The 25,991-nt window shown below is 71.9% G+C and carries 24 protein-coding genes; 15 read left to right on the top strand and 9 right to left on the bottom strand.

The genetic code is table 11. The features are described from left to right. Positions 1 to 18: 18 nt before the first annotated feature. From Psi01_RS15810 to Psi01_RS15785, 6 genes are read left to right on the top strand one after another with little or no spacing between them, the layout of a single operon-like run. Positions 19 to 1,752, top strand: a complete 1,734-nt coding sequence (locus Psi01_RS15810) for an AMP-binding protein (RefSeq protein WP_204064758.1) — start codon at positions 19 to 21, stop codon at positions 1,750 to 1,752. Beyond that, positions 1,752 to 2,918, top strand: coding sequence for an acyl-CoA dehydrogenase family protein (locus Psi01_RS15805; protein WP_204064757.1), 1,167 nt, complete (start codon positions 1,752 to 1,754; stop codon positions 2,916 to 2,918). The genes Psi01_RS15810 and Psi01_RS15805 overlap by 1 nt, the downstream gene beginning before the upstream one ends. Beyond that, a complete protein-coding gene (locus Psi01_RS15800) occupies positions 2,918 to 4,072 on the top strand; it encodes an acyl-CoA dehydrogenase family protein (protein ID WP_204064756.1) in 1,155 nt (384 codons plus the stop codon). Before Psi01_RS15805 ends, Psi01_RS15800 begins: the two co-directional genes overlap by 1 nt. Then, a complete protein-coding gene (locus Psi01_RS15795) occupies positions 4,069 to 5,076 on the top strand; it encodes a bifunctional MaoC family dehydratase N-terminal/OB-fold nucleic acid binding domain-containing protein (RefSeq protein WP_204064755.1) in 1,008 nt (335 codons plus the stop codon). Before Psi01_RS15800 ends, Psi01_RS15795 begins: the two co-directional genes overlap by 4 nt. After that, a complete protein-coding gene (locus Psi01_RS15790; protein WP_204064754.1) occupies positions 5,076 to 5,483 on the top strand; it encodes a MaoC family dehydratase in 408 nt (135 codons plus the stop codon). Before Psi01_RS15795 ends, Psi01_RS15790 begins: the two co-directional genes overlap by 1 nt. Positions 5,484 to 5,539: 56 nt before the next feature. Next, positions 5,540 to 6,712, top strand: a complete 1,173-nt coding sequence (locus Psi01_RS15785) for a lipid-transfer protein (RefSeq protein ID WP_204064753.1) — start codon at positions 5,540 to 5,542, stop codon at positions 6,710 to 6,712. A gap of 71 nt (positions 6,713 to 6,783) precedes the next feature. Here the strand turns inward: Psi01_RS15785 and Psi01_RS15780 are convergent, their stop codons facing one another. Next, positions 6,784 to 7,167, bottom strand: coding sequence for an STAS domain-containing protein (locus Psi01_RS15780; RefSeq protein WP_203877016.1), 384 nt, complete (start codon positions 7,165 to 7,167; stop codon positions 6,784 to 6,786). A 180-nt stretch (positions 7,168 to 7,347) separates the two neighbouring features. Further along, positions 7,348 to 8,928: a hypothetical protein gene (locus tag Psi01_RS15775; RefSeq protein ID WP_204064752.1), complete on the bottom strand. Its 1,581-nt coding sequence runs from the start codon at positions 8,926 to 8,928 to the stop codon at positions 7,348 to 7,350. Positions 8,929 to 9,197: 269 nt separating this feature from the next. On the opposite strand from Psi01_RS15775, the gene Psi01_RS15770 reads away from it, so the two are divergent. The 5 genes from Psi01_RS15770 to Psi01_RS15750 all read left to right on the top strand — a co-directional run bounded on the left by Psi01_RS15770 (position 9,198) and on the right by Psi01_RS15750 (position 13,323). Beyond that, a complete protein-coding gene (locus Psi01_RS15770) occupies positions 9,198 to 10,301 on the top strand; it encodes an ABC transporter ATP-binding protein (protein ID WP_204064751.1) in 1,104 nt (367 codons plus the stop codon). Next, positions 10,294 to 10,968 carry an ABC transporter permease gene (locus Psi01_RS15765; RefSeq protein ID WP_204064750.1) on the top strand — a complete coding sequence of 225 codons (675 nt, stop codon included), beginning with the start codon at positions 10,294 to 10,296 and terminating at the stop codon, positions 10,966 to 10,968. The genes Psi01_RS15770 and Psi01_RS15765 overlap by 8 nt, the downstream gene beginning before the upstream one ends. Continuing rightward, positions 10,965 to 11,636, top strand: a complete 672-nt coding sequence (locus tag Psi01_RS15760; protein WP_204064749.1) for an ABC transporter permease — start codon at positions 10,965 to 10,967, stop codon at positions 11,634 to 11,636. The genes Psi01_RS15765 and Psi01_RS15760 overlap by 4 nt, the downstream gene beginning before the upstream one ends. A 37-nt stretch (positions 11,637 to 11,673) precedes the next feature. Beyond that, on the top strand, positions 11,674 to 12,600 hold the full coding sequence (locus Psi01_RS15755; RefSeq protein WP_204064748.1) for an ABC transporter substrate-binding protein: 927 nt from the start codon (positions 11,674 to 11,676) through the stop codon (positions 12,598 to 12,600). Positions 12,601 to 12,843: 243 nt separating this feature from the next. Continuing rightward, positions 12,844 to 13,323 carry a flavin reductase family protein gene (locus Psi01_RS15750; protein WP_204064747.1) on the top strand — a complete coding sequence of 160 codons (480 nt, stop codon included), beginning with the start codon at positions 12,844 to 12,846 and terminating at the stop codon, positions 13,321 to 13,323. Positions 13,324 to 13,348: 25 nt separating this feature from the next. Here Psi01_RS15750 and Psi01_RS15745 read toward each other — a convergent pair whose 3' ends face one another. Further along, complete coding sequence (locus Psi01_RS15745; protein WP_204064746.1) at positions 13,349 to 13,534, bottom strand: hypothetical protein; 186 nt, start codon at positions 13,532 to 13,534, stop codon at positions 13,349 to 13,351. Between the two features lie 187 nt (positions 13,535 to 13,721). Here Psi01_RS15745 and Psi01_RS15740 point away from each other — a divergent pair, with 187 nt between their 5' ends. Beyond that, complete coding sequence (locus Psi01_RS15740) at positions 13,722 to 14,222, top strand: MarR family winged helix-turn-helix transcriptional regulator (protein ID WP_204064745.1); 501 nt, start codon at positions 13,722 to 13,724, stop codon at positions 14,220 to 14,222. Between the two features lie 426 nt (positions 14,223 to 14,648). Here Psi01_RS15740 and sppA read toward each other — a convergent pair whose 3' ends face one another. The 4 genes from sppA to Psi01_RS15720 all read right to left on the bottom strand — a co-directional run bounded on the left by sppA (position 14,649) and on the right by Psi01_RS15720 (position 21,005). Then, positions 14,649 to 16,349 carry a signal peptide peptidase SppA gene (gene sppA / locus Psi01_RS15735; RefSeq protein ID WP_204064744.1) on the bottom strand — a complete coding sequence of 567 codons (1,701 nt, stop codon included), beginning with the start codon at positions 16,347 to 16,349 and terminating at the stop codon, positions 14,649 to 14,651. Positions 16,350 to 16,379: 30 nt separating this feature from the next. After that, positions 16,380 to 18,455 (bottom strand): S8 family peptidase, encoded by a 2,076-nt coding sequence (locus Psi01_RS15730; protein WP_204064743.1) that lies wholly within the window; start codon positions 18,453 to 18,455, stop codon positions 16,380 to 16,382. Positions 18,456 to 18,681: 226 nt separating this feature from the next. Then, on the bottom strand, positions 18,682 to 20,316 hold the full coding sequence (locus Psi01_RS15725) for a glycosyl hydrolase family 18 protein (RefSeq protein ID WP_239127717.1): 1,635 nt from the start codon (positions 20,314 to 20,316) through the stop codon (positions 18,682 to 18,684). Between the two features lie 338 nt (positions 20,317 to 20,654). Next, positions 20,655 to 21,005 carry a winged helix-turn-helix transcriptional regulator gene (locus Psi01_RS15720; RefSeq protein WP_204064742.1) on the bottom strand — a complete coding sequence of 117 codons (351 nt, stop codon included), beginning with the start codon at positions 21,003 to 21,005 and terminating at the stop codon, positions 20,655 to 20,657. A gap of 57 nt (positions 21,006 to 21,062) precedes the next feature. Here Psi01_RS15720 and Psi01_RS15715 point away from each other — a divergent pair, with 57 nt between their 5' ends. The 3 genes from Psi01_RS15715 to Psi01_RS15705 all read left to right on the top strand — a co-directional run bounded on the left by Psi01_RS15715 (position 21,063) and on the right by Psi01_RS15705 (position 22,428). Further along, positions 21,063 to 21,950 (top strand): NAD(P)-dependent oxidoreductase, encoded by an 888-nt coding sequence (locus Psi01_RS15715; protein ID WP_204064741.1) that lies wholly within the window; start codon positions 21,063 to 21,065, stop codon positions 21,948 to 21,950. A 77-nt stretch (positions 21,951 to 22,027) separates the two neighbouring features. Continuing rightward, positions 22,028 to 22,243, top strand: a complete 216-nt coding sequence (locus Psi01_RS15710) for a hypothetical protein (RefSeq protein WP_204064740.1) — start codon at positions 22,028 to 22,030, stop codon at positions 22,241 to 22,243. After that, positions 22,240 to 22,428 (top strand): hypothetical protein, encoded by a 189-nt coding sequence (locus tag Psi01_RS15705; protein ID WP_204064739.1) that lies wholly within the window; start codon positions 22,240 to 22,242, stop codon positions 22,426 to 22,428. The genes Psi01_RS15710 and Psi01_RS15705 overlap by 4 nt, the downstream gene beginning before the upstream one ends. Here Psi01_RS15705 and glgB read toward each other — a convergent pair whose 3' ends face one another. Together glgB and Psi01_RS15695 are read right to left on the bottom strand one after the other, a co-directional pair. After that, positions 22,429 to 24,660, bottom strand: a complete 2,232-nt coding sequence (gene glgB, locus Psi01_RS15700; RefSeq protein WP_204064738.1) for a 1,4-alpha-glucan branching protein GlgB — start codon at positions 24,658 to 24,660, stop codon at positions 22,429 to 22,431. A 166-nt stretch (positions 24,661 to 24,826) separates the two neighbouring features. Further along, positions 24,827 to 25,990, bottom strand: a complete 1,164-nt coding sequence (locus Psi01_RS15695; RefSeq protein WP_239127707.1) for a copper amine oxidase — start codon at positions 25,988 to 25,990, stop codon at positions 24,827 to 24,829. Between the last annotated feature and the right edge of the window lies 1 nt (position 25,991).

The following is a 25,991-nucleotide window of genomic DNA, read 5'->3' as shown; positions in this document are numbered from 1 at the left end:
CCCCCACCGGGAGGCGCGATGCCGCGGGAAGACTCCGGGGAGACACTGGCGGACCTGCTGGAACGGCGTGCCGGCGACGACCGGCCCGGCCTCCTGTCCGAGGACCGGGTGTGGAGCTGGCGTGAGTACGTCGCGGAGTGCCGGGAGCGCGCGGCCCGGCTGGACGCCCTGGCCCGCAAGGGCCGGGATGGAGACGGCCGGGCCGGGGAGGGGCAGGCCGGAGGCGGCCGGGCGCTGCACGTGGGCGTGCTGTTCGACAACGTGCCGGAGCTGCTGTTCCTGCTGGGCGGGGCCGCGCTGTCCGGCCACGTGATCGTCGCCCTCAACCCGACCCGGGGCGTCGCCGAGCTGGCCGGGGACGCCGACGCCACCGACGTCGACCTCATCCTCAACGACCCCGGCTACGCCGACCTCGCCGCCCGGGTCACCGGCCTGCGGGCGCCCGCGGGGGAGGGCGGGCGCGCCGGGGCGCCGCAGGGGACCGGGCCGGGCGACCTCGTGATGCTCATCTTCACCTCGGGGACCTCGGGCCGGCCCCGGGCGGTGCGGGTCACCCAGCGGAAGATCGCGGTGCCGGGGACGAACCTGGCGGCGCTGCTGTCGCCGCAGGACGTCGTCTACTGCTCGATGCCGCTGTTCCACTCGGGTGCGATCATGGCGGCCTACGCGCCCGCCGTGGCCTCGGGGGCCGCGCTGGTGCTCAGGCGGAGGTTCTCGGCCTCGGGCCTGATGGACGACGTGCGGCGCTACGGCGCGACCTACCTGCACTACGTCGGCAAGGCCCTGTCCTACGTCCTGGCCACCCCCGAGACGCCCGGCGACCGGGACAACACCCTCAAGATCGCCTTCGGGAACGAGGGGAGCGCCGCCGCGACCAGGCGCTTCGGGGAGCGGTTCGGCTGCTACGTGATCGACGCCTTCGGGTCCACCGAGACGGCGATCGCGATCACCCCCGACCCCTCGGGCCCGCCCGGCTGCCTGGGCAGGCTCCCCGAGGGGGTGGAGATCCGCGACCCGGCGGGCGGCAGGTGCCCGCCCGCGGTCATCGAGAACGGCAGGCTGCTCAACGGGGACGAGGCCATCGGGGAACTGGTCAACACCCGGGACCTGGGCCTGTTCGACGGCTACTACAACGACCCCGAGGCCGACCGGGAGCGGGTCCGCGACGGGGCGTTCTGGTCGGGCGACATGGCCTACGCCGACGAGAACGGCTACGTCTTCTTCGCCGGGCGGGGCACCGAGCGGCTCCGCGTCGACGGGGAGAACCTCGCGGTGGCCCCGATCGAGTCGGCGGTCCGCGAGTTCCCCGGGGTGGTGGAGGCTGCCGTCTACCCCGTGCCCGACGCCGAGGCCGGGGACCAGGTCATGGTCGCCGTCGTCCCGGAGCCGCCCGCCGGAACCGGGGGAGCCCGTTCAGCCGGGGGAGCCCGTTCAGCCGGGGGAGGCGGCGACGACGCCGTCGGCGGATGGGACGCGGAGGCGGTGACGGCGTTCGCGGAGTTCCTCGCCGCCCGCGCGGACCTGAGCCGCAAGGCCCTGCCCCGCTACGTCCGCGTCAGCGCCGAGCTTCCCCAGACCCCCTCCCACAAGGTCGTCAAGCGCCTGCTGGTGGCGGAGGCGTGGCGGACCGGCGACCCCGTCTGGTGGCGCCCGCCCCGCGAACCGGACTGGCGCCGGCTGACCCCGGAAGACGTCAAGCAGATCGAGAACGAGTTCGTCGCGAACGGCCGAGAACACCTCCTGGAGCGCTAGTGGACTTCAATCTTGACGAGACCCAAGACGACCTGCGCGAACTCGCGGCGAAGGTGCTCGACCGCGAGACGACCACCGCCCGGCTCGACGCCCACGACAAGAGCGGCGCGCCGTACGACGCGGGCCTGTGGGGAGCCCTGGCCCAGGCGGGCCTGCTGGGCGCCTGCCTGCCCGAGGAGGCGGGCGGGGCGGGGCTCGGGCCGATGGAGCTGGCCGTCATCCTGCGCGAGAGCGGCCGGCACGTCGCCCCCGTCCCCCTGCTGCAGAGCCTGGTCACGGCGATGACCGTCGCGCGGTACGGCTCCGGCGAACAGCGCGAGGCGCTCGCCCCGCTGGCCGCCGGGGAGACCCTCCTGGCCTCGGCGCCGAAGGCGCCCGGCCGCGACCTCGGCGCGGCCCCGGCCGTCACGGCCCGGCGCGGGAGCGACGGGGGATGGGTGCTGGAGGGCCGTACGGGCACGGTGCCCTACGGGGCCGAGGCGTCGAGCGTCCTGGTGCCCGCGGTCACGCAGACCGGTCCGGACGGCGCGGGCGGCGGCACCGGCGGGACGCGGAACGCGGACGGCACCGGCGGGCAGCCGGGCGCGGGGGGCGGGATCGGGCTGTTCCTGATCCCGCGGGGCGCCGCGGCGGTGACGACCGTGCCGCTGTCCACCGGGGAGCCGGGGGCCGTGCTCACGCTGGAGGATGTCCCCGGTGAGCCGGTCGGCGCGGCCGACGGCGAGGCGTTCCGCGGGCTGTGCCGCCTGGTGACGGCCGGGGCGGTGGCCACGGTCTCCGGCGTGCTGGCCGGCGCGCTCGCGCTGACCACCGAGCACCTGCGCACGCGCAGGCAGTTCGACCGGGCGCTGGCGGAGTTCCAGGCGGTGACCATGCAGGTCGCCGACGTCTACATCGCCGGGCGGGCGCTCGACGTGGCCGTCTGGTCGGGGGTCTGGCGGCTGGCCGAGGGCCTGGTGGAGGAGGCCGAGGCGGACCTGGCGGTGGCCGCGCTCACCGCGGCCGACTCCGCGGTCCAGGCGCTCTACACCTGCCAGCACCTGCACGGGGGGCTCGGGGTGGACGTGAGCTACCCGCTGCACCGCTACTTCGCCTGGGGCAAGCACCACGCCCACCTGCTGGGCGGCGTGGAGGCCCGGCTCGACACGATCGGAGCGCTCGTCTGATGCTGATCGACCTGACCCCCGAGCAGAAGAGGCTCCGCGACGAGCTGCGCGAGTACTTCCGGGGCTGCCTGACCGCCGAGGACCGCAAGAAGATCGCCCACGACCCGTTCGGCGACGCCTACATGGAGCACTGCCGCCGGCTCGGCCGCGACGGCAAGCTCGGGATCGGCTGGCCCGAGGAGTACGGCGGCGGCGGGTACGGCCCGCTGGAGCAGCAGATCTTCGCCAACGAGATCGCCAGGGCCGAGGTGCCCTATCCGATCATCACCGTGCAGACCGTCGGCCCCACCCTCATGCAGTACGGCACGCCGGCGCAGAAGGAGTTCTTCCTGCCGCGGATCCTGGCCGGGGAGTGCCACTTCGCCATCGGTTACTCCGAGCCGGAGGCGGGCACCGACCTGGCCTCCCTGCGCACCACGGCGGTCTTGGACGGCGACCACTACGTGGTCAACGGCCAGAAGATCTTCACCTCGGGCGCGCACTACGCCCACTACATCTGGCTGGCGACCAGGACCGATCCCGAGGCGAAGAAGCACCGCGGCATCACGATGATGATCGCCGACTGCTCCGACCCCGGGTTCTCCTGGACGCCGATCGTCACCATGGACGGGCGCCACCACACCAACGCCACCTACTACTCGGACGTGCGCGTGCCGGTGGACATGGTCGTGGGCGAGGTCAACAAGGGCTGGGACCTGATCGTCAACCAGCTCAACCACGAGCGGGTCACGCTCGGGCCGGCGGGCAACATCGCGCACACCTACGACCGGTTCCTGCGCTGGGCGCGCACCACGGGCCTGATCGAGGAGCCCGCGGTGCGCCGGGCGCTGGGCCGGGTCTACGCCTGCTTCCGTACCAACGAACTGCTCAACTGGCAGGTCGCGGCCAACATGGATCTGGGCTGGCTGGGCGCCCCCGACGCCTCCGCCACCAAGATCTACGGATCGGAGCGGATGCAGGAGGTCGGCAGGATCGTCGGCGACGTCCTGGCCCGCTTCGGCGACATGTCCGACCCGGAGACGGCGGAGTTCGCCGACCGGCTCGACCACGGCGTCAAGGGCGCGCTCGTGCTCACCTTCGGCGGCGGCGTCAACGAGGTGCAGCGCGAACTGATCACCATGCTCGGCCTGAACCTGCCGAGGCCGCCCCGATGACGCTCATCACCGACCCCACCCTGCACGACCGGCTGACGGCCCTGGCCGAACGGCAGGCCGCGGCCGGCGAGGTCCGCGGGCTCGCGGCGGCCGACCCGGTCAACGTCCCGATGATCCGGCACTGGGCGGACGCCATGGGCGACGCCAACCCGGTCTACACCGACGCCGAGGCCGCCGCCGCGAGCGTGCACGGCGGGATCGTGGCGCCCCCGGCGATGATCCAGGTCTGGACCATGCCGGGGGTGAACCGCAGGGCCAGGCAGGGCCCCACCCCGGTCGACGACGTGCTGGCCATGCTCGACGGCAACGGCTACACCGGCGTGGTCGCGACCAACTGCGAGCAGACCTACCACCGCTATCTGCGGCCGGGCGACCGGCCGGTCCCGGCGACCCGGTTCACCGGGCTGACGGGCCCGAAGCGGACGGCGCTCGGCGAGGGCTACTTCGTCACCTGGAACGTCACCTGGTACTGCGACGACGAGCCCGTGGCCGAGATGCTCTTCCGGGTGCTGAAGTTCCGCCCCCGCACGGACCGCGCGGGCTCCGGGGCGCAGGACGGCCGCACGGACTCCGGGACCGGGGAGGCCTCCGCCGGGCCGCGCCCGCCGTACCCGCTGAGACCGGCCGTCAACGAGGACACCGCGTTCTTCTGGGAGGGGGCCGCCCAGGGCGAGCTGCGGATCCAGAAGTGCGCCGACTGCGGGCAGCTGCGGCACCCGCCCGGCCCGATGTGCCCCTCGTGCCGCTCGGCCGCCCGCACCCACGTCGTGGCGAGCGGGCTGGGCGAGGTCTACAGCTATGTCGTGCACCATCACCCGCCGGTCCCGGGGCGTCAGGCGCCTTTCGTGGTTGCTGTGGTCGAACTGCCGGAAGGGGTTCGCATCGTGGGCAATGTCGTGGACTGCCCGCCCTCGGAAGTGGGTATCGGTATGCCGTTGCGTGTGACGTATCGACAGATGGACGACGAACTCGTCCTCCCCATGTGGATCCCCCGGGAGCCGTGATGCGGACACTTACCGAGGACCAGGTCGAGATCGGATCACCCCTCCCCGAACTGTCGATCGAGCTGACCCCCACCGCGATCGTCTCGACGGCGCTGGCGACGATGGACTTCACCCCGGTCCACCACGACGTCGAGGGCGCCAGGGCGCAGGGCTCGAAGGACATCTTCCTCAACATCCTGACGACGATGGGTCTCGTCGAGCGCTACGTCACCGACTGGGCCGGTCCCGAGGCGCTGATCCGCGGGATCAACGTCAAGCTCGGCGTGCCCGCCTACGCCGGTGACACGCTGACCTTCACCGGCACCGTCGTCGGCCGGGAGGACGACGAGTTCACCGTCGAGGTCCGCGGCAGGGTCAGCCTCGGCGACCACGCCTCGGGGACCGTGCGCTTCGCCCTGCCGGAATAGCCGCCGGCCGGTCTTCGTCACCGCTTCCAGCCTTCACCCACGAGAGGTGCAGACACGTGTCCTCACTTTCCGGCCGTACGGCCGTCGCCGGCATCGGCGCGACCGAGTTCTCCAAGAAGTCCGGCCGGTCCGAGCTGCGGCTGGCCGCCGAGGCGGTGTTCGCGGCGCTGGACGACGCGGGCCTGAGCCCGGCCGACGTGGACGGGATGGTCACCTACACCCAGGACGCCAACCAGGAGATCGCGGTCGCCCGCGAGGTGGGCATCGGCGATCTGTCGTTCTTCTCCCGCGTGCACTACGGCGGCGGGGCGGCCTGCGGCACGGTGCTGCACGCCGCCATGGCCGTGGCCACCGGGGTCGCCAGGACCGTGGTCTGCTACCGCGCGTTCAACGAGCGCTCCGGGCGCCGGTTCGGCCAGCCCGACGCCCGGCTCGGCGGCGAGCCGTCGTCCCAGGGGCTGGAGATGAGCTGGCACGTGCCGTACGGGCTGATGACCCCGGCGGCCTGGGTGGCCATGTTCGCCCGGCGGTACATGCACGCGTACGGCGCCACCTCGGAGGACTTCGGCCGGGTGGCCGTGGCGATGCGCCGGCACGCGGCCACCAACCCCGCCGCCTGGTTCCACGGGCGGCCGATCATGCTGGAGGAGCACCAGGCCTCCCGGTGGATCGTGGAGCCGCTGCACCTGCTCGACTGCTGCCAGGAGAGCGACGGCGCGGTGGCCCTGGTGGTCACCTCGGCCGAGCGCGCCCGCGACCTGCGCCGCTCGCCCGCGGTGATCCGGGCCGCGGCCCAGGGCTCGGGGGCGGGCCAGATGATGATGACCAGCTACTACCGCGACGACATGACCGGCCTGCCGGAGATGGGCGTCGTCGGCCGCAGGCTCTGGGAGCAGTCCGGGCTGGGCCCGTCGGACGTCCAGGCCGCCATCCTGTACGACCACTTCACCCCGTTCGTCCTGACGCAGCTGGAGGAGCTGGGCTTCTGCGGGCGCGGCGAGGCCCGGGACTACGTCGCCGACGGCGGCATCGAGATCGACGGGCGGCTGCCGGTCAACCCGCACGGCGGGCAGCTCGGCGAGGCGTACATCCACGGGATGAACGGCATCGCCGAGGCCGTGCGCCAGATCCGCGGCACCTCGGTCAACCAGGTGCGGGACGTGCGGAACGTTCTGGTCACCGCCGGGACGGGCGTTCCCACGAGCGGCCTGGTCCTGTCGGGCGGCTGAGCCGGGGACGGCGGGGAGCGTGTCCCGGTGGGCGCCGGCGGACGAGTCAGCAGGCGATGTAGCAGGCGATGTCAGTAGGCGATGTCCCCGAGCTCCGCCGCGGCGAGCTCGACGCTGGGATACGTCTGGAACGACCGGTCCAGCCCCGTCACGCGCAGCAGCCGGGTGAAGCGCTCGCCGACCCCGCTGAGGACCAGGCGCCCGCCGGCCCGCTTCACCTCGTTGAGCGTCTTGACCATCAGGTTCAGGCCGGAGGAGTCGCAGAAGCCGAGACCGGCCATGTCGACGACCAGGCGGGGCGGGGAGATGAGGCGGGCGGCCTCCGACAGCTGCAGGTGCAGACGGGGGGCCGTCGCCATGTCGAGCTCGCCGGACAGGTGCACGATGACGACGTTGCCGTGCAGGCCCATGCTGGCGGAGAGGGCATCGAGTTGGTCGGGATCGATCGATCGCATCGCCGTTCGCCTCTGCTTGCGCCCCTAAAAGCGCGCCTCCGACTCCGCTCCGTGACTGTCCCGTCACCAAGCGCTTACCATATTTATCATCGCACACGGCAAAGGAGCAGCACGAGGGGATCGCGGAAGATCATTTCGTGAGAAATCCGTGCGGGCCGCAAATCACGGGCCCGCGCCCGCTCACGGGGTGACGATCGTCGGGACCGCGAAGAAGACGATCAGTGCGATCACCAGGCAGATCAGGAAGCCGACCACTTCCCACGCCCAGTCGTAGTGGTGCTCGCCGCGCTTGACCGGCTTGGGCCTGCGGCGGCTCCCGCTCTCCACCCGCTTCGGGTTCGCGGTCTCACCGGAGGCCGTGCTCCGGCCGGATCCGGCGATCGGCCGCCCGTCCGTCCCGTCCTGCGTCCGGGGCTCCGCCGCGGACGCGGGGGAGGCGAAGGCGCCACCCGCCCCCAGGCCGCCCAGACCGAGAGTGTCCCTCAGCCCGAGAGTGTCCCTCAGCCCGAGGGTGTCGCCCGGTCCGGGGATGCCGCCAGGCCGGGACTCCCGGCCGAAGGGAGGCGCCAGGCCGCCCAGCTGGTCCACCGGCAGGGGCCAGTCCGGGAGCCGGGACTCCTCGGTCCCCTTCCCCGTCCGGCCCGGGGCCTCGGTCTCGTCCGGGGCGGGGCGCGGGGCGGAGGCGACGAGCTTGTCGGTGTAGGCCAGGGCCGCCCTGGCCTCCGGGGTCAGGGGACGGAACAGGTCGCCGGGAATCGGATAGTCCAGCCGGGGCGGGTTGCTCTCCAGGATGTCCGGCGGGATGGGCGAGGACAGCGGCATCGCCACCCGGGGCCTGGGCCGCTGCGGCCGGGGGCGGCGCGGCGGCTGCAGGGCCGCGTCGTCGAGGGCGTCCAGTACCGAGTCGCGCAGCTTGGGCATGGGCTCGGTGGTCGCCTCGTGGGCGGAGACGGCCTGCGGGTCGGGCGGCGAGAAGAGGTCGGGGCCGGTCTGCGGCGCGGACGGGACACCGGGGCCCACCGGCCGGGTGGAGGGGACGCCGATCCCCACTGGCGGGGTGAGGACGTCGAGCCCGGCCGGCTTTCCGGCCTCGGGCACGGGCGGCGGCCAGCTGCCGGCGGTCGGCCAGAGCGCCTTCACCGGGAGCGACGTGATCATGGGGGCGGGGGGCGCGCCGACCCCCGAGGCGGTCAGCACGGCGGCGCGCAGGGCGCCGGGCGGGGTGGCCCAGGGGGCGCGGGCCAGCACGTCGCGGATCGGGGCGACGGCGAGCGCGCCGAACACCTCCTCGGCGCCGGGCGGGACCCGGACCGAGGCCAGGGCGGAGTTGAGCGACTGGGCGAAGCGGCGGCAGGCGCTCACGGTGAGCTCGTCGGCGGTGTCGGCGGCCACGTCGAGCACCCAGGACATCTCGACGGTGTCCATCTCGCACACGCCCGACAGGTACAGCACCTCGCGCTGGTGGGGACGCAGCTCGCGCAGGACCCGTTCGACGAAGGCGGAGGCGGGATCGGTCACGGCGGGCGACGGGGCGTAGACGACGTCGCGCCGGTGGATCTCACGGCGGGCCAGGGCGTACAGCGCGGCGCGCGGGGGCTCCACGGAGGTGACGGCGGTGAGGACGGCCACGAGGGTCGCCCCGGCGGTCTCGGGATCGCCGAGCTGGTCGTGGCAGTACGCGAACAGACCGGAGGCGTGGCGGTCGTAGAGCTCGGCGATCAACTCGCTGCGTGATCGCTGACCGAGGAGCGGCTGGGTCACGGCGGGAACCGGTTCCTCTGGGTACGGACGGGGCGGGGCGGTGAAGAGTGTGACGCGTGGTGCGCGAGAGGGTGTCATGCCCACGATATGGGCAATGATGCCAAGTCAACGAGACCCTTCGCATTATTGGATACCTATTTGATGTCGAAGGCGTTTGACTGGGGGTAAGGGGACAGATCCGGAGCGACCGCCGTAGGCTGGTCCGCGATAGATCATGGGGCGGCTGTGGCAGGGGAGCCGCGGGCCCTGCGGAAATCCAGGGGTAATGCATGATCACATTTGACGGTGTCACCAAGCGGTATCCGGACGGGACCGTCGCCGTGGACGATCTCAGTCTCGAGGTGCCCACCGGGGAGATCACCGTTTTCGTGGGCCCGTCGGGATGCGGCAAGACCACGTCGCTCAGAATGATCAACAGAATGATCGACCCCTCCGGAGGGCGGATCCTGCTCGACGGCGTGGACGTGACGACGATCGACCCGCCGACCCTGCGGCGCGGCATCGGCTACGTCATCCAGCAGGCCGGGCTCTTCCCGCACAGGAAGATCGTCGACAACGTCGCGACGGTGCCGTACCTGCTGGGCTGGGACAAGAAGAAGGCCCGCGCCCGCGCCATGGAGCTGCTGGAGCGGGTCGGCCTGGACCTCCGGCTGGCGGAGCGCTATCCCTTCCAGCTGTCCGGCGGCCAGCAGCAGCGGGTCGGCGTGGCCCGCGCGCTCGCCGCCGACCCCCCCGTGCTGCTGATGGACGAGCCGTTCAGCGCGGTGGACCCGATCGTGCGGGCGAGCCTGCAGGAGGAGCTGCTGCGCCTGCAGGCCGAGCTCAACAAGACCATCGTGTTCGTCACCCACGACATCGACGAGGCGATCAAGCTCGGCGACCGGGTGGCCGTGCTCAGAGTGGGCGGCAGGCTGGCGCAGCTGGCCGACCCGGCGACGCTGCTGGCCGAGCCCGCCGACGACTTCGTCCGCGAGTTCCTGGGCCGCGACCGGGGCATCCGGCGGCTGTCCTTCGTCCCCGGCGACGGCCTGCGCCTGCGCGGGGACCTGACCGTGCCGGTCTCGGCCGAGGTCTCCTCGGTGCGCGGTACGGCGGAGGCCTGGCTGGTCGTGGTCGGCGACGACGGCGGGCCGCTGGGCTGGATCGCTCCGAAGGACCTGCCGGACTCCGGCACGCTGGCCGAGGTGCCGGCGGCGCCGTACGGCACCTTCGTCAGAGGCCGCGACTCGCTGCGCTCCGCGCTGGACGCGGCGCTGCTGTCCCCGTCGGGGAACGCGGTCGCCGTCGACGGGTCCGGCCGGGTCGTGGGGGTGGCGACCCGCGAGGCGCTGGACGAGGCGCTGGCCCGGGTCGCGGACGGTGCCCGTGGGTGAGGAGCCGCTGGTCCGCTGGGACTGGATCGGGCGCAACTGGCCGGAGATCCAGGAACTGCTGGCCGACCACATCATCATGGCGCTGGTCCCGGTGGTCGCCGGGCTGCTGCTGGCCCTTCCGCTCGGGCTGGCGGGCGCCCGCTGGCGCTGGCTCTACCAGCCCACGGTCGGCACGATGAACGTGATCTACTCGCTGCCCTCGCTGGCGGTCTTCATCGTGCTGATCCCGATCACCGGCCTGGCCACCCGGGCGACCATCATCGTGCCGCTCACCTTCTACGCGATGGCCGTGCTGATCCCGGCCGTCGTGGACGGGCTCACCTCGGTGCCCGAACACGTCCGCCAGTCCGCGGTGGCCATGGGCTTCACCCCGCTGCGGCGGCTGCTGCGGGTGGAGCTGCCGATCGCGGTGCCGGTGGTGCTGGCCGGCCTGCGGGTGGCGACGGTCTCCAGCATCAGCCTGGTCAGCGTGGGCGCGCTGGTCGGCCGGGGCGGGCTCGGCTATCTGTTCATCGACGGCTGGCAGCGGCAGTTCCCCACCCCGATCGTCGTCGGCGTCGTGCTGACCGCGATCCTGGCCGCGGTGGCCGACCTGCTGCTGGTCGTGGCGCAGCGGTGGCTGACCCCGTGGTCCACGGCGAGGTCGAGGGTGCGGGAGGCGGCGTGAACTGGCTGATCGACTTCTTCGGGGACGCCGCCAACTGGTCCGGCCCCGACGGCATCCCGCTGCGGGTGCTGGAGCACCTGGTGTTCGCCGGGCTCTCGCTGCTGCTGGCGGTGGTGCTCGCGGTCCCGCTGGGGCTGTGGATCGGGCACACCGGCAAGGGCGCGGTGCTGGTGGTGCTCAGCGCCAACGCGGCCCGCGCCCTGCCGACCCTGGGCCTGCTCGTGCTCGTCGTGCTGCTGATGGGCGTCGGCACGATCGCGCCGGTGCTGATCCCGCTGGTGGCGCTGGCCGTACCGCCCATCCTGGTCAACACCTACGAGGGCATCCGCGGGGTGGACCCGGAGCTGCGCGACGCGGCGTACGGCATGGGCCTGCGCGGGCGCCAGGTCCTGGGCGGGGTGCTGGTGCCGGTCGCGCTCCCGCTGATCCTGCTCGGCATGCGCACGGCCGCGATCCAGGTGGTGGCGACCGCGACGGTGGCCGCCTACGTGGGTCTGGGCGGTCTGGGGCGTTACATCATCGACGGTCTGGCGACCAAGGACTATCCGCGCGCGATCGGCGGGGCCGTCCTGGTGGCCGCGCTGGCCCTGGCCGTCCAGGGACTGTTCGCACTGGTTCAGAGGATCTCGGTGTCCCCCGGGGTGAGCGGACGCCAGAGGATCCGATAAAATATGCATTACCCCCCGTTTTAGAAGGGAAAGCACGATGAAGCGCTTCTTCGGCACCGCGGCCGTGATCCTGTCCGCGGCGCTCACTCTCAGCGCGTGCGGTGGCGGCGGAGACCCGCTCACCAGCGCGTCGGCGAGCCCCGCGGAGTCCGGCGCCGCGTCGGCGCCCGCGTCCGGGGGGAAGGTCGTCGTCGGCTCGGCCAACTTCCCGGAGAACGTCCTGCTGGCCGAGATCTACTCCCAGGCCCTGACCGCCAAGGGCGTGCAGGTCGAGGAGAAGCTCAACATCGGCAGCCGCGAGGTCCTCTACGACCAGGTCAAGAGCGGCGGCCTGACGATCCTGCCGGAGTACATCGGCTCGCTGCTGGCCTACGTCGACAAGGAGGCGACGGCCAAGAGCAAGGACGACGTCGTCGCCGCGCTGAAGGAGAAGCTCCCGGCCGAGCTGGAGGTCCTGGAGCCCGCCGCGGCCGAGGACAACAACTCGCTGACCGTCACCAAGGCCACCGCCCAGAAGGACGGCCTGACCACGATCGAGGACCTGGCCAAGGTCGCCAAGAACTACTCGGTGGGCGGCCCGCCGGAGTTCCAGTCCCGCCAGGAGCAGAACTTCAAGGACACCTACGGCCTGGAGTTCAAGGAGTGGAAGAAGACCGGTGACGCCACCGCCGACGCCATCAAGGACGGCACCGTCCAGGTCGGCAACGTCTTCACCACCGACCCCAAGATCGTGATCAACGACCTGGTCTCGCTGCAGGACACCAAGAACGCCTTCGCCGCCGAGAACATCACCCCGCTGGTGAACAAGGCCGGGGTGAACGACACCGTCAGGACCACGCTGAACGCGATCTCCGCCAAGCTCGACACGGCCGGCCTCGTCGCGCTCATGAAGCGCGTCGCGGTCGACAAGGAGGACGCCGACGCGGTGGCCAAGGACTGGCTGACCCAGAACGGCCTGCTGTAGCCTCCGCGGCTCCCGGCGCCGTGCGCTCCGGGGTCGCAGAGGCCGGATGGAAGGGGTCCCCGCCCGGAGCGGGGGCCCTTTCCCGTGTCAGGGATCCTTTGCCGTGCCGGGGCCCTTTACCGTGCCGGGGCCCTTTACCGTGCCGGGGCCCTTTCCCGTGTCGGAGGTCCTTTGCCGTGTCAGGGGCCCGGGACGGGGGCGGCGGCCCGTGACTTTAGAGTGGTTCGGCGTGAGGGAGGTCGGATGAGCGAGTTCACCGAGGCGATGGCGCAGGTCGCCGGGGCGGTCTCGGTCGTCACCGTGCAGGACGGCCGTGACGACGTGGGCACCACCGTGACCACCTTCGCCTCCGTCTCCCTCGACCCGCCGCTGGTGATGGTCAGCCTGGCCAGCGGGGGATACCTCAACGAGCTGCTGCTGCGCCACGACCGCTGGGCGGTGAGCGTGCTCTCGGCGGAGCAGAAGGCGATCGCCAGCCGCTTCGCCACCCCCGGCCGCCCCGGCGCCCGGCTGCTGCTCGCGGGCACCGCGCACCACCGCGGCGAGCTGAGCGGGGCCCTCGTCGTGGAGAAGGGCGTCACCGCCCTGGAGGCCGAGACGACCCAGGTCGTCCCCGCCGGAGACCACACGCTCTATCTGGCCCGGGTCCTGGTGGTCGACTACGTCGACGCCGCGGCCGTCCCGCTCGTACGGCTCCGCGGCCGCTATCGCCCCGTGGGCTGAGGCCCGCCGGCGTCGTCCGGGACCGTCAGGTCTCCATCATCATGACGATGACGAGGCCGACGAGGTGGATCAGCACGATGAACACCATCAGGGCGACGAACAGCCACTTGGCGGGGCCGTGCTCGAAGTGCTTGTCCTCCTTCAGGGGAGGGCGCTGCGCCTGGCGGTCGGCGATCCGCTCTTCCAGGCTCTTTCTCTTCTGACGTGCCATGACCGTTCCTCGGTGACGGGTGCTCGGTGCTGTCTCGATGCTGTCTGAATTATCGGGTTATATGGCTCCCTGCCCGAATGGCGGTACGGGAACCGGGAGAGCACTGGATCGAGCGCTAATGATTAGTGTGCTAACCATTAGCTTACTAAACGGGATAGCATGGCAGCGAGTGCGCTAGGAGGTGAACATGAGTGACATAGGCGACATCGCCGAGATCGAGAAGGATGCCGTCGCCGAGGATGCCGTCGATCCGCTGGCCTTGGAGAACCAGGTCTGTTTCGCCCTGGCGGTCGCCTCGCGGTCGGTGATCGGCCTCTACCGGCCGGTGCTGGAGCCGATGGGGCTGACCCATCCGCAGTATCTGGTGATGCTGGCGCTGTGGCAGCACTCGCCGCTGTCGGTAAAGGAGCTCAGCCGGCTGCTGCAGCTGGAGCCCGCCACGCTCTCGCCGCTGCTCAAGCGCCTGGAGGCCGCCGGGCTCGTCGAACGCCGCCGCGCCGCCGCCGACGAGCGCTCCCTGGCGGTGACGCTGACCGGGTCCGGCCGCGCGCTGCGGGAGCAGGCCGAGACGATCCCCGCGGCGATCGTCGAGCGGCTCGGCATGGACCTGACGGAACTGCAGGACCTGCACCGGGCGCTCACCCGGGTGATCGCCGCCGCGACCGGAGCCCCCCGAGCCGCGGACTGAGGCGCATCCCGCCCCGCCCGCCGTACGGCAAGCCGCCCGTGAGACGGGTCCGGGGCCGGACAGGTACTGCCCACCCGTGAGGCGCGTCCGTGGCAGGCCGGGTGTCGCCCGCCCGAGCTGCGCCGCATGCCGGCCGAGCAGGACGTCCGTGACACCCGGGCGGCCGTGGTCACCAGGGCAGTCGTGATGAAGGGTGCCCGGGGGCCGTGATGAACGGGTGCCGGGGTGTTCGCCGGGGCGTCAGCCGTTCATGGATCGCTATCGGCCACGGGCCCGTCGGCCAGGGTGTTCACCGGGCTGTCTTCGCGGCGGCGGCACGGACGGGCGGCACCCGGCCCAGCGTGGACGTGCCTCACGGACGGGCGGCACCCGGCCCGCCACGCACCGCCGTACCGTCCGGTCGCGGGCGGGGCGTGGCGGGTGATGTCAGCGGATCGTCCAGGTGCCGGGCAGGATGAGCGGGCCGTACGGCGACAGGCCCAGCTCGCCGGCCAGCTGGGCCAGCGGGCCCCAGGCCTCCAGCCGGACCCTGGCCAGCGCGGCGGACCTGTCCTCGCTGGACTCCGGCGGGCGCAGGCGCTCCAGCGGGTGCAGCTTGGGATAACTGCGCACGGGGGCGTCGGCCGCCAGCCCGGCCCGCTTGCGGGCCAGTTCGAGGGCGTCCTCCAGACCGCCGATCTCGTCGACCAGCCCGCCGGCGCGGGCGTCGGAGCCGGTCCAGACCCGGCCCCTGGCCAGCTCGTGGGCGCGATCGCGGGTCAGGCCGCGGCCCTCGGCCACCTTGCCGACGAAGTCGTCGTAGATCCGGTCCAGCCAGGCGTTGACCCGCGCCCACTGCGCCTCGGAGAAGCCGTGCGAGGGAGAGAACATCGCCGCGTTGGCGCCCTCGCTCACGGTCTCGGAGGTCACGCCGATCTTGTCCAGCAGCTCGCCGATGACGGGCTTGCCGCCGAAGACGCCGATCGACCCGGTGAGGGTGCCCGGCTGGGCGATGATCACGTCGGCGGCCATCGAGATGAAGTAGCCCCCGGAGGCGGCCAGGTCACCCATCGAGACCACGACCGGCTTGCCCGCCTTGCGCAGCAGCACGACCTCGCGCCAGATCGTGTCCGAGGCGACGTAGGACCCGCCGGGGCTGTCCACCCGGAAGACGACCGCCTTCACGTGGTCGTCGCGGCGGGCCGCGCGCAGGGCGGCGCTGATCGTGTCGGCGCCTACCGCGCCCCCGCCGCCCAGCGGGCTGCGCCCGCTGCGGCCGAGCCGGATCGCGCCGCTGGCCTGGATCAGGGCCACGACCTGCTCGCCCGGGTGCGGGAGCTTCTTGGCCAGGCCGCCGCGGTGGTAGCGGGCGACGTAGAGCAGCAGGGATTCCTCCCCGGTCTCCCGCTTGACCTCGTCGTAGACCTCGTCGCGGTAGGCGAGGCGGTCGACCAGCCCGGCGTCGACGGCCTCGGAGCCGATGAACGGGCCCTGGTCGATGAGCTCGCGGACCTTGGCCGGGTCGATCCCGCGCCCCTCGGCGATGCCGGCGACGACCTGCTCGGTGACGGACTCGGCGATGCGGGCGACCGACTCGCGGTGCGGCTCGGTCATGTGGTCCTGGGTGAACATGTTCGCGGCCGTCTTGTACTCGTGCCGCTGGCCGAGCTCGTACTCCACGCCGAGCTTGCCGAGCGCGCCCCGGACGAAGCGCTGCTCCAGCGAGACGCCGGTCAGCCCGACGTCGCCCGAGGGCTGGAGATAGACCCGCTCGAAGGCGCTGGCCAGGTAGTAGGGAACGGTGCCCGCGCCGAACTCGCCGAACGTCTCGGCGAACACCACCGTCAGCTTGCCCGCCGCCCGGAACCGGACCACCGCCTGGCGCAGCTCCTGCACCATGGCCAGACCGAGCGGGTTCGTGCCGATCTTGACGATCAGTCCCTTGACCCGGCTGTCCTGCCGGGCGCGCTTGAGTCCCGACAGCACGTCGGTCAGCCGCGTCTTGCGCATGGACAGGACCGCGCCGAGCGGATCGGTCGGCGGCCTGTCCGTCAGGCCCTCGGTGAGGTCGAGCTCCAGCACCAGCGGGGCGGTGCGCCGCTGCCGGATGCGGTCGACGGTCTCGGTGATCACCTTGGTCGCGTCCATACGCCTCACCCTAAGCGACGCGTCCCGGGCTCAGGCGATACGGCGGGCGTTCACATACTTTCGTAGGGTCGAGGTGGACTTGGTGAGAGATGTTCCCTTGAGCCGGCGCTTCTCGGCGGAGGCCAGGGCGGTCTTGACCGTGGCCGCGCCGCCGGCCTTCGCGGTGAGGTTGACCGCGCCGTTCGCCCAGTTCAGCCAGGCGGCCAGCAGCTCGCTGTCGAATTTGGCCTTCTTCGTCTTCGCGGTCTTCGCGGCGGGCTTGAGCACCCGGTAGGCCGTGCCCAGCGTGGAGGCGCGCGTCACCTCGGGGAAGACCGCGCTGGCCTTGCCGATCAGGCGCAGATAACAGCCGAGCGTCTCGTCCGGCAGGCTCCCCTTGCCCCGGGTGATCTCCGCGGCCCACTGGGCGACGGTCAGGGTCCCGGCCGCCTTGCCCCGGACGCACACCGCCGGCGTGCCCGCGGGGGGAGTGGCCGTCACGGTCACGGTGACGGTCACCGTGGGCAGCGGGACGGGCGCCGGGTCCGCCGGAGGCGGGGTGTCCTGCGGGCCGGGGCTCGGCTGCGGACCGGAGCTGGGCTCCGGGCTGGGGGTGCCGGGAGTGTCCGGGGTGTCCTCGGACGGGTCGTCCCCGGGCTCGGGCTCCTGACTGACGCCGGGCTGGGGCTCGCCGCCGAGGACCGCGACGCCCAGGTCGAGGCGGGGCGTGGTCACCCCGGCGTAGGTGATCGGGCGGCCCGCCGTCCTCAGCCTGTCCAGGAGGGCGTCCGGAGCCTCGCCGGGGAACTTCCCGGCCATGAGGGCGAACGCGCCGGCGACGTACGGGGTGGCCATCGAGGTCCCGCTGTAGACCTGGGTGCCGCCGCCGGGGACGGCGGAGTCGATCTCCAGCCCCGGCGCGAACAGGTCGAGCGTGGGGCCGTGGTTGGACCAGGAGGCCACGTGGTCGTCGTCACCGGTGGCGCCCACGGTCACCGCCCCGGAGAAGCACCCCGGGGCCCCGCCGCCGGTCACGCCGTCGTTGCCCGCGGCGGCGGCGACCGCCACACCCCTGGCGCGCAGCGCGTCGACCTTCTCCTTCATCGACTGCAGCTCCGCGACGTCGTCGCACGATCCCTCGAAGAGGCCGCCGCCGAGGCTGAGGTTGGCTGAGACCAGGCCGGGACGGGAGTCCTTGAGCCTGGCCACGTGGTCGAGGGCGAGCAGGAGGGAGGACTCGTAGGCGGTCAGGCAGACCTCCCCGCTGCCGTCGCCCAGGCAGTCGTTGTCCCGGCTGAAGACCTGGACCGCCACGATGTCCGCGTCCGGGGCGACGGCGTGGGCGATGCCCGCCACGTGGGTGCCGTGGTCGCAGAGGTTGGCGCCGTCGTGCACGCACTTGGCCGTCTCGGCGTCGGCGGAGCCGGGGTCGGCCGTCTGCCCGTTGGGGCACAGGGACTCGACCGTCCCGTCCGCCGCGGAGAAGCACGCCTGCTCCACGACCTTGCCGTTCAGCGCGGGGTGGTCGGCGTCGATCCCGGTGTCGATGACCGCGATCGTCTGCCCGGCCCCCCGCACGCCCGCGGCGTGGACCTTGTCCGCGCCGATCACCTGCAGGCTGGAGGCGAGCGAGGCGAGTGAGGCGGGGGAGTAGGTGCGGTCGCGCCGTACCGACACCACCCGGGGGTCCTCGGCCAGCGCGGCCAGGGCCTCACCGGTCGCCTCGACCACGATGAAGGAGGTGTCCGGCGGCTGGAGCACGACCTCGGCGTCCGGAAGGGCCTGCGCCTGGCCGGCCACCGGGGCGGTCTCGGCCGGGGCGGTCACCTCGACGATGACGCGGGTCCCGTCGGGGTCGGAGGCGAGCCCGTCCTCCAGCTTCGGCGCGTCCCCCGGCGGGGCGTCCCCGGGCGGCGGGGTCTCGGCGGGCGGGGTCTCCGCGGGAGGCGCGCTCTCGGCCGGCGGGTCCCCGGCGTCCGGTGCGGGACTCTCCTGCGCGGCCGGGGGTGGCGCGGCCGGACTCCCGCTGACCGCCGGAGGCGGCGCGGCGGGGTCCTCGGCGAGCGCCGGCGCGGCCGGGACGAGGGTGAGCACGGTCGCCAGGGCCACGAGGGCTCGAATTCGCACGCGTCCTCCGGGGGATGAAACGGGCGATTCGGAGTCTAGGCAGACGATCCCGCTTGGTGAATACCTCCATCCCCGTTCGGCGGATCTTCTCAGGAGATGTTCAGATTCGCGGTCCGGGACGCGGGCGGAGCCGGGGGCTCAGAGGAGGGGCGGGAGCCGTACGGCCCGCGGAAACGGCTCGACCCCCCGCGGCGTGACGCGCACGGAGGGCCGAGTGCCGGAAATATTACTTGAGGCCGTTGGCGATCGCGGTGATCAGCTCACCGTTGGCCGTGTCGCCGCTGGTCTCCCAGAAGAAGGCGCCGCCCAGACCCTGGTTCTTGGCGTAGGCCATCTTGCTGCTGATGGTGGCCGGGGTGTCGTAGCTCCACCACTGGCCGTTGCAGAAGGCGTAGGCCGTGCCGCCGACGGTGCCGGTGGCCGGGCACTTGGTCTTGAGGACCTTGTAGTCCTCGATGCCCTGCTCGTAGGTGCCCGGGGCGGGGCCGGTGGCGGTGCCGCCGGGGGCGGACTGGGTCACGCCGGTCCAGCCGCGGCCGTAGAAGCCGATGCCGAGCAGGATCTTGCTGGCCGGGACGCCCTTGCTCCTGAGCTTCTGGACGGCGGCGTCGGAGTGGAAGCCGGCCTTCGGGATGCCGCTGTAGGAGTTCAGGGCCGAGTGCGGAGCGGTCGGGCCCTTCGCGTCCCAGGCGCCGAAGTAGTCGTAGGTCATCGGCATGAGCCAGTTGAGGTTCGAGGCCGCGCCGGCGTAGTCGGCGGCGTCGATCTTGCCGCCGTCGGTGCCGTCGGCGGTGATCGCCGCGGTGATCAGGGCGCTGGAGCCGAACTTGGCGCGCAGCGCGGAGATCAGGTTCTTGAACGCGGCCGGACCGCTGGTGTCACAGCTTAGGCCACAGGCGTTGGGGTACTCCCAGTCGATGTCGATGCCGTCGAACACGTCGGCCCAGCGCGGGTCCTCGACCAGGTCGTAGCAGGACTGGGCGAACGCGGCCGGGTTGGCCGCGGCCTGGGTGAAGCCGCCGGACCAGGTCCAGCCGCCGAAGGACCAGATGACCTTGATGTTCGGGTAGGCCTTCTTCAGCTTGCGCAGCTGGTTGAAGTTGCCGCGCAGCGGCTGGTCCCAGGTGTCGGCGACGCCGTCGACGCTCTGGTCCGCGGTGTAGGCCTTGTCGTAGTCGGCGTAGGAGTCGCCGATGGTGCACTTGCCGCCGGTGGTGTTGCCGAAGGCGTACAGGATGTGGGTCAGCTTCGAGGCGGAGCCGTTGGTGACCAGGTTCTTGACGTGGAAGTTGCGACCGTAGACGCCCCAGTTGGTGAAGTAGCCGACGACCTTCTTGCCCGAGGGGTTGGGGTCGACCGTCGGGGTCACGGTGGGCGTCGCCGTGGGCGTGGCGGTCGGGGTCGCCGTGGGCGTGGCGGTGGGCGTCGCCGTGGGCGTCACGGTGGGCGTCGGGCTGGCGGTGCCGCCCGTGCCGGAGCAGGGGGCGCCGTTGAGCTTGCAGTTCGTCACGCCGCTCAGCCCGCCCGGAGCGCCGACGAACCCGAAGCTCAGCGAGGAACCGGCCGCGATGCCGCCGTTCCACGACTTGTTGACGAAGGTGTAGTGGTTGCCGCTCTTGGTCATGTCGGCGTCCCAGGCCGACGAGAGCGAGGTGCCGGAGGGGAGGTCGAACTCGACCTTCCAGCTGCTCAGCGCGGTGCTGCCCGCCTTGACGGTGACCTTCCCCTGGAAGCCGGAGCCCCAGTCGGAGTCGGTGGCGTAGGTCGCGGTGGCGGGGGTCGCGGCGTCGGCGGTGCCCAGTCCCAGCGGGACTAACAGCGCGGTTGCCGCGAGCAGAGAGCCGATGGTGATGCGTCGCAAGGGTCGCTCCAGGTCAAAGAGTACTTGGCCCCCGTACTCATAGGAAAGTTTCCTATTAGTAATGGAGAGTAAGACGCCGTTCGCACAGCGGTCAATGCCCTTGGAGGCGGCATAAGGCGGATTTAAGGTCCGGCTAATCCACGGACGGACGAAGGGCCGATCATACGTAGGGTGATCGGCCCTTCACGGGAAGGCGACCATTCCGGCCCCGGGCATGGCCACCTTTTTGTGGGTACTTGTCGGGCGGGTACGGCGGGCCGAAGCTTGGTCGTGGGCGGCCGGACGGCCGGCGGGACCGGGGAAACGGGGAGGTGGGTCGTGTCCCGGCGCGAGGAGGCTCAGGAAGCCGGTTGGGAGGCGGCCAGCTTCTCCAGGCGGCGGTGGCCCCAGTCGGAGAGGGGCTCCAGGGCCTGCGAGAGGTCACGGCCGAACGGGGTCAGGGAGTACTCCGTCCTCAGCGGCCACGAGTCGTGCGCCTCCCGGTGGACCAGACCGTCGGCCTCCATCACCCGCAGTGTCTGAGTCAGCACCTTCTCGGTGAGCCCCGGCAGTTGCCGGAGCAGCTCGCTGGGACGGTGCGGGCCGGATTCCAGCAGCCACAGCAGGATCGTCTTCCACTTGCCGTCGATCACGGCGATCGCGGCGGTCACCCCGCAGACGTTCGGGTCCTGGGAACGGCTGCGCGTCATCGTCATCTCCCCAATCAGCGATCACTCGTTCTTCAAGGACTTCCAAGGAGCTGAGGCATGTCCTCGACTATCGAACAGTCTGCCGTCACCGTGCTCGGCCTGGGGCCGATGGGCCGGGAGCTGGCCGGCGCCTTCGTGGACGCCGGGCTGCCGACCACGGTCTGGAACCGGACCCCGGGCAGGGGCCGGGACCTGATCGCGCGGGGCGCGATCGGCGCCGCGTCGCCGGAGGAGGCGGTCGCCGCGAGCGAACTGACCGTGGTCTGCGTGGTGAACTACGACGCGGTGGACGCCATCGTGCGGCGTGACGCGGTCACCGCCGCACTCAAGGGGCGCACGGTGGTGAACCTGAGCGCCGACGCCCCCGCGCGGGCCCGGGAGGCCGCGGACTGGGCGGCCGAGCACGGCATCGGGTACCTGGACGGCGCGATCATGACCCCGACCGTGACCATCGGGACGCCGGAGGCGGTCTTCCTGCACAGCGGCCCCGAGGAGCTCTATCACAGGCACCGGGCGGTGCTGGACGTCCTGGGCGGCACCCACACCCACCTCGGCCCGGAGATCGGCCGGGCGGCCGCCTACGACATCGCGTTGCTCGACATCTTCTGGACCGCGATGGCCGGCTACGCGCACGCTCTGGCCGTGGCCAGGGCGGAGGGCATCACCGCGCGGGAACTGGCGCCGTTCGCCAAGGGCATCGGGGCGATCCTCCCGCCGATCTTCGAACAGGAGGCGGAGGAGGTCGACGCCGGCACCTTCTCCGGCGAGGACAACCCTCTCACCTCGGCGGCGTCGTCCATGGCCCACATCGTCGAGGTCTCGGAGTCCCACGGCATCGAAGCGAACGTGATGCGCGCAGTCGAGGGCCTGACCCGCCGCGCCATCGGCCGAGGCCACGGCGCCGACGGTTTCGTGCGGGTCACCGAACTCCTCAATCCCCGCTGACATCCGCGAACCCGCAGCACGGAAAAAGGTACAGAACCATAGTTCTGGGACGCGTAGTCCTGTATCTCATCCCGGTAGTGTCCATGCTGGTCAAGCCGGAACGGATCTTCGGCCGGGTACGGGAGTGGCAGGGGCGCGCGCAGTACCGCATCACCGAGCCGTTGATCACGTTCTATGAGGCGATCATGCGGCGCCGCTGGTCCGAGCTGGAGGTCTACCGGGCGGAGAGCGTCCGGGGCTCGTCCCGCCCGGCTTCCTGTCGCTGGGCGGGGCCAAGTGGGGCGAGACCGTGAACGGCCATCACGTCGAACGCCCGGCAAGGGCCCGTGACCTCCTCGCCGGCAAGGGCTACGACACCCGGGACACGGTCCTGGCCTGCTACGGCGGCGCGGGCTTCACCGAGGACCTGCGGGCGGAGGCCGCCGGGAACGGCGGTCTCCGCCTGATCGGCCTGGACGCCCTCTACGGGACGGGGTGATCACTCCACCTCGTCCTCGGTCAGCAGGGGCTCAGGGGCGGCCTCCGGAGCGGTCTCCGGGACGGCCGGGACGGCGGGCGGGGTGTGGCGCAGCCAGAGGGTGCCCAGGGGCGGGATGCGCAGGTGGGCGGAGTAGGGCAGGCCGTGGTGGGGCTCCTCGACGGCCTCGACGGTGCCCATGTTGCCCACGCCGCTGCCTGCGTAGTCGTAGGCGTCGGTGTTGACGACCTCCTCCCACTCCCCGCCGTACGGCAGGCCGAGGTGGTAGTCCTCGTGCGGGCCGCCGGAGAAGTTGGCCACGCAGGCCACGGCGGAGCCGTCGGCGTCGTAGCGCAGGAAGGAGAAGACGTTGCCGGAGGCGTCGTCGGCGTCGATCCAGCGGAAGCCCTCGGGGGAGTGGTCCAGCCGCCACAGGGCGGGGGTCTCCCGGTAGATCCGGTTGAGGTCGCGCACCAGCCGCTGCGTGCCCTTGTGCCCGTCGAACTCGAGCACCCACCAGTCGAGCCCGCGCTCCTCCGACCACTCCGAGCCCTGGCCGAACTCCCCTCCCATGAACAGCAGCTGCTTGCCGGGGTGGGCCCACATGAACGCGAACAGCGCGCGCAGGTTGGCGAAGCGCTGCCACTCGTCGCCGGGCATCTTGCCCAGCAGCGAGCCCTTGCCGTGCACGACCTCGTCATGCGAGAGGGGCAGCACGAAGTTCTCCGAGTAGGCGTACATCAGGGAGAACGTCATCTGGTGGTGGTGGTACTGCCGGAAGACCGGCTCGTGCCGGAGATAGGCCAGGGTGTCGTGCATCCAGCCCATGTTCCACTTGAAGCCGAAGCCGAGACCGCCGAGGTAGGCGGGCCGGGAGACGCCCGGCCAGGCCGTCGACTCCTCGGCGACCGTGACGATCCCGGGGGCCTCGCGGTAGGAGACGGAGTTCATCTCCTTGAGGAAGTCCACCGCGTCCAGGTTCTCCCGCCCGCCGTACTGGTTGGGCGTCCACTCGCCCTCGCGCCGCGAGTAGTCGAGGTAGAGCATCGAGGCGACCGCGTCCACCCGCAGGCCGTCGATGTGGAACTCGCGCAGCCAGTAGGTCGCGTTGGCGACCAGGAAGTTGCGCACCTCCCGGCGGCCGAAGTCGAAGATGTAGGTGCCCCACTCGGGGTGCTCGCCCCTGGCCGGGTCGGCGTGCTCGTACAGCGGGGTGCCGTCGAAGCGGGCCAGCGCCCAGGCGTCCATCGGGAAGTGCGCGGGCACCCAGTCGAGCAGCACCCCGATCCCCGCCTCGTGCAGCTTGTCCACCAGGTGGCGGAAATCGTCCGGCGAGCCGAAGCGGGACGTCGGGGCGTAGTAGGAGGTCACCTGGTATCCCCAGGAGCCGCCGAACGGGTGCTCGGCCACGGGCAGCAGCTCCACGTGCGTGAAGCCCATCTCCTTGACGTAGTCGACCAGCTCGGTGGCCAGCTCCCGGTAGGACAGGCCGGGCCGCCAGGAGCCCAGGTGCACCTCGTAGATGCTCATCGGCCCTTCCAGGGCCTTGCGCGAGGGGCGATCGAGCATCCAGGCGTCGTCGTTCCAGGTGTAGTCGGACCGCTCGACCACCGAGGCGGTCGCGGGCGGCAGCTCGGTACGGCGGGCCATCGGGTCGGCCTTGTCCCGCCAGATCCCGTCCGCGCCCAGAATGGCGAACTTGTAGCGCTCGCCCTCCGCCAGGCCGGGGATGAACAGTTCCCAGACCCCCGAGCGGCCCAGCGAGCGCATGGGGTGACCGGACCCGTTCCAGTGGTTGAAGTCGCCGATCACCCGCACCCCGCGCGCGTTCGGCGCCCAGACGGAGAAGGCGACGCCCTCGGTGTCCTCGTGCCGCATGATCCGGGCGCCGAGCGCCTCCCAGAGCCGCTCGTGGCGCCCCTCACCGATCAGATGGAGGTCCACCTCGCCCAGCGTGGGCCAGTAACGATAGGGGTCGGCGGTCTCGTGCGGCTCGCCGTCGCCGTAGAAGGCGCGGATCCGGTAGTCGGGGATCTTGTCCAGCCCGGGGATCGTCACCGCGAACACGCCGTAGGCCATGTGCTCCATGTCGTGGGCCTGGCCGTCCACGACCGCCTGGACCTTCTCCGCCATCGGCCGCAGTGCCCGGACGGTCACCCCACCGGGTCCGGGATGGGCGCCGAGGATCGAATGCGGATCGTGGTGCGCCCCGCCCGCCAACCGGTTCAGGTCCAGGTCCAGGTGCACGTTCATGGATCACTCCCGATAGATGGACGATATCCCCTAACCCTGCCCGCTCGACGGCGTTCAACCCACCCCATCCGTGGCCTGGTGGGAAAGATGTTCCCATCGTCTTACGCTGTTCTCGCGGAAACGAGAAGATCACCCCGGCTCGGAGTCCCAAGTGAGATTCCTCCGCTCAGCGCGGGTTCTCCGCCGTCACGTCACGCGGGGTGATGCGGAAGCCCTGCCAGTGGGTGGGCATGGGGTCGGCGTCCTCGTCACGGGCGACGTGGTGGTAGCTGACGCCCACCCAGACGACCGGGTCGGTGAGCCGCTCGTCGTTGACGTAGCGGTCGACGCTCTGCGCGCAGTCGGGGGCGGGGTTGACCGTGGCCAGGCGCTCGCAGTCGCGGTACTGGCTGACGTAGAGGTCGGCGCGGGTGAAGGCCTCGTCGTCGGGGCCACGGTACTCGGCGCTGTCGGAGTTGCCGATCTCCCAGGAGACGCGGTGCCCGTCGGCGTTGCGGGTCTCGGAGTCGGCCACCCGCCACCACCGCGTCCGCCGGTTGACGGCCGCGGTCTCCTTGTCGAGCACCTTGCGGCCGAGCGCGCGCCTGGCCGTCCCGGAGCCGGTGAAGTCGTACTGCTCCACGATGTCGCCGCCCCGGCCGGCGACGTCGAAGTCGAGCCGCCAGAAGACGTTGTGGCTGTGGCTCTGCTCGACGTGCGTGCTGCCCCGCTTGGTCGGCCAGCCGTACTCGGGCGCGGCGGTGAAGCCGGACAGCGAGCCCGTCGCGCCCACGCGCGGGGTGATCGCGCCGTCGTCGGAGAAGGCCCACTCGACCAGGTAGGTGTACCAGCCGATCTCGAAGGCGGCGTACACCACGAGCTCGCTGCCCTGCGCCGACAGGTTCGGCTCGCCGGGGCGCGGTTTCAGGTAGGCGTGGCCGCGCGGCCGTACGGTCACGCAGACGAACCGCTCGCGGCGCTCGCCACCCGGGCAGTCGGCCTCCTGCAGCACGACGGCGTTCTCGCCGAGGGTGCCGATGTCGTGGAAGCGGGGCTCGCCGCTGTCGTAGGGCACGTGGATCTGGGCCAGCGCGGTGCTGCGCAGCACGCTGATCGGGGCGCCGCCCACCGGGGTGTAGACGACGTCGGCCAGGGTCAGCCCCTCGATGGTGCGCATCTCCCAGCACAGCCGCCAGGCGGCCCCGCCGGGCAGGGTCCGCTCGATCCGGTACGGCGCGCCGCACGAGGGGGCCTGAGCCGCGGAGGCGCGCGCGGCCGGAGGGACGTGCGCCGCCCCGGTGAGGCCGGCGACGAGCGCGGCGCAGGAGAGGATCAGCAGCGGGAGCCTCACG

This window comes from Paraplanobispora siamensis, assembly GCF_016863175.1.
Lineage (GTDB): Bacteria > Actinomycetota > Actinomycetes > Streptosporangiales > Streptosporangiaceae > Planobispora > Planobispora siamensis.
This window is presented reverse-complemented; position numbering and strand designations above follow the sequence as displayed.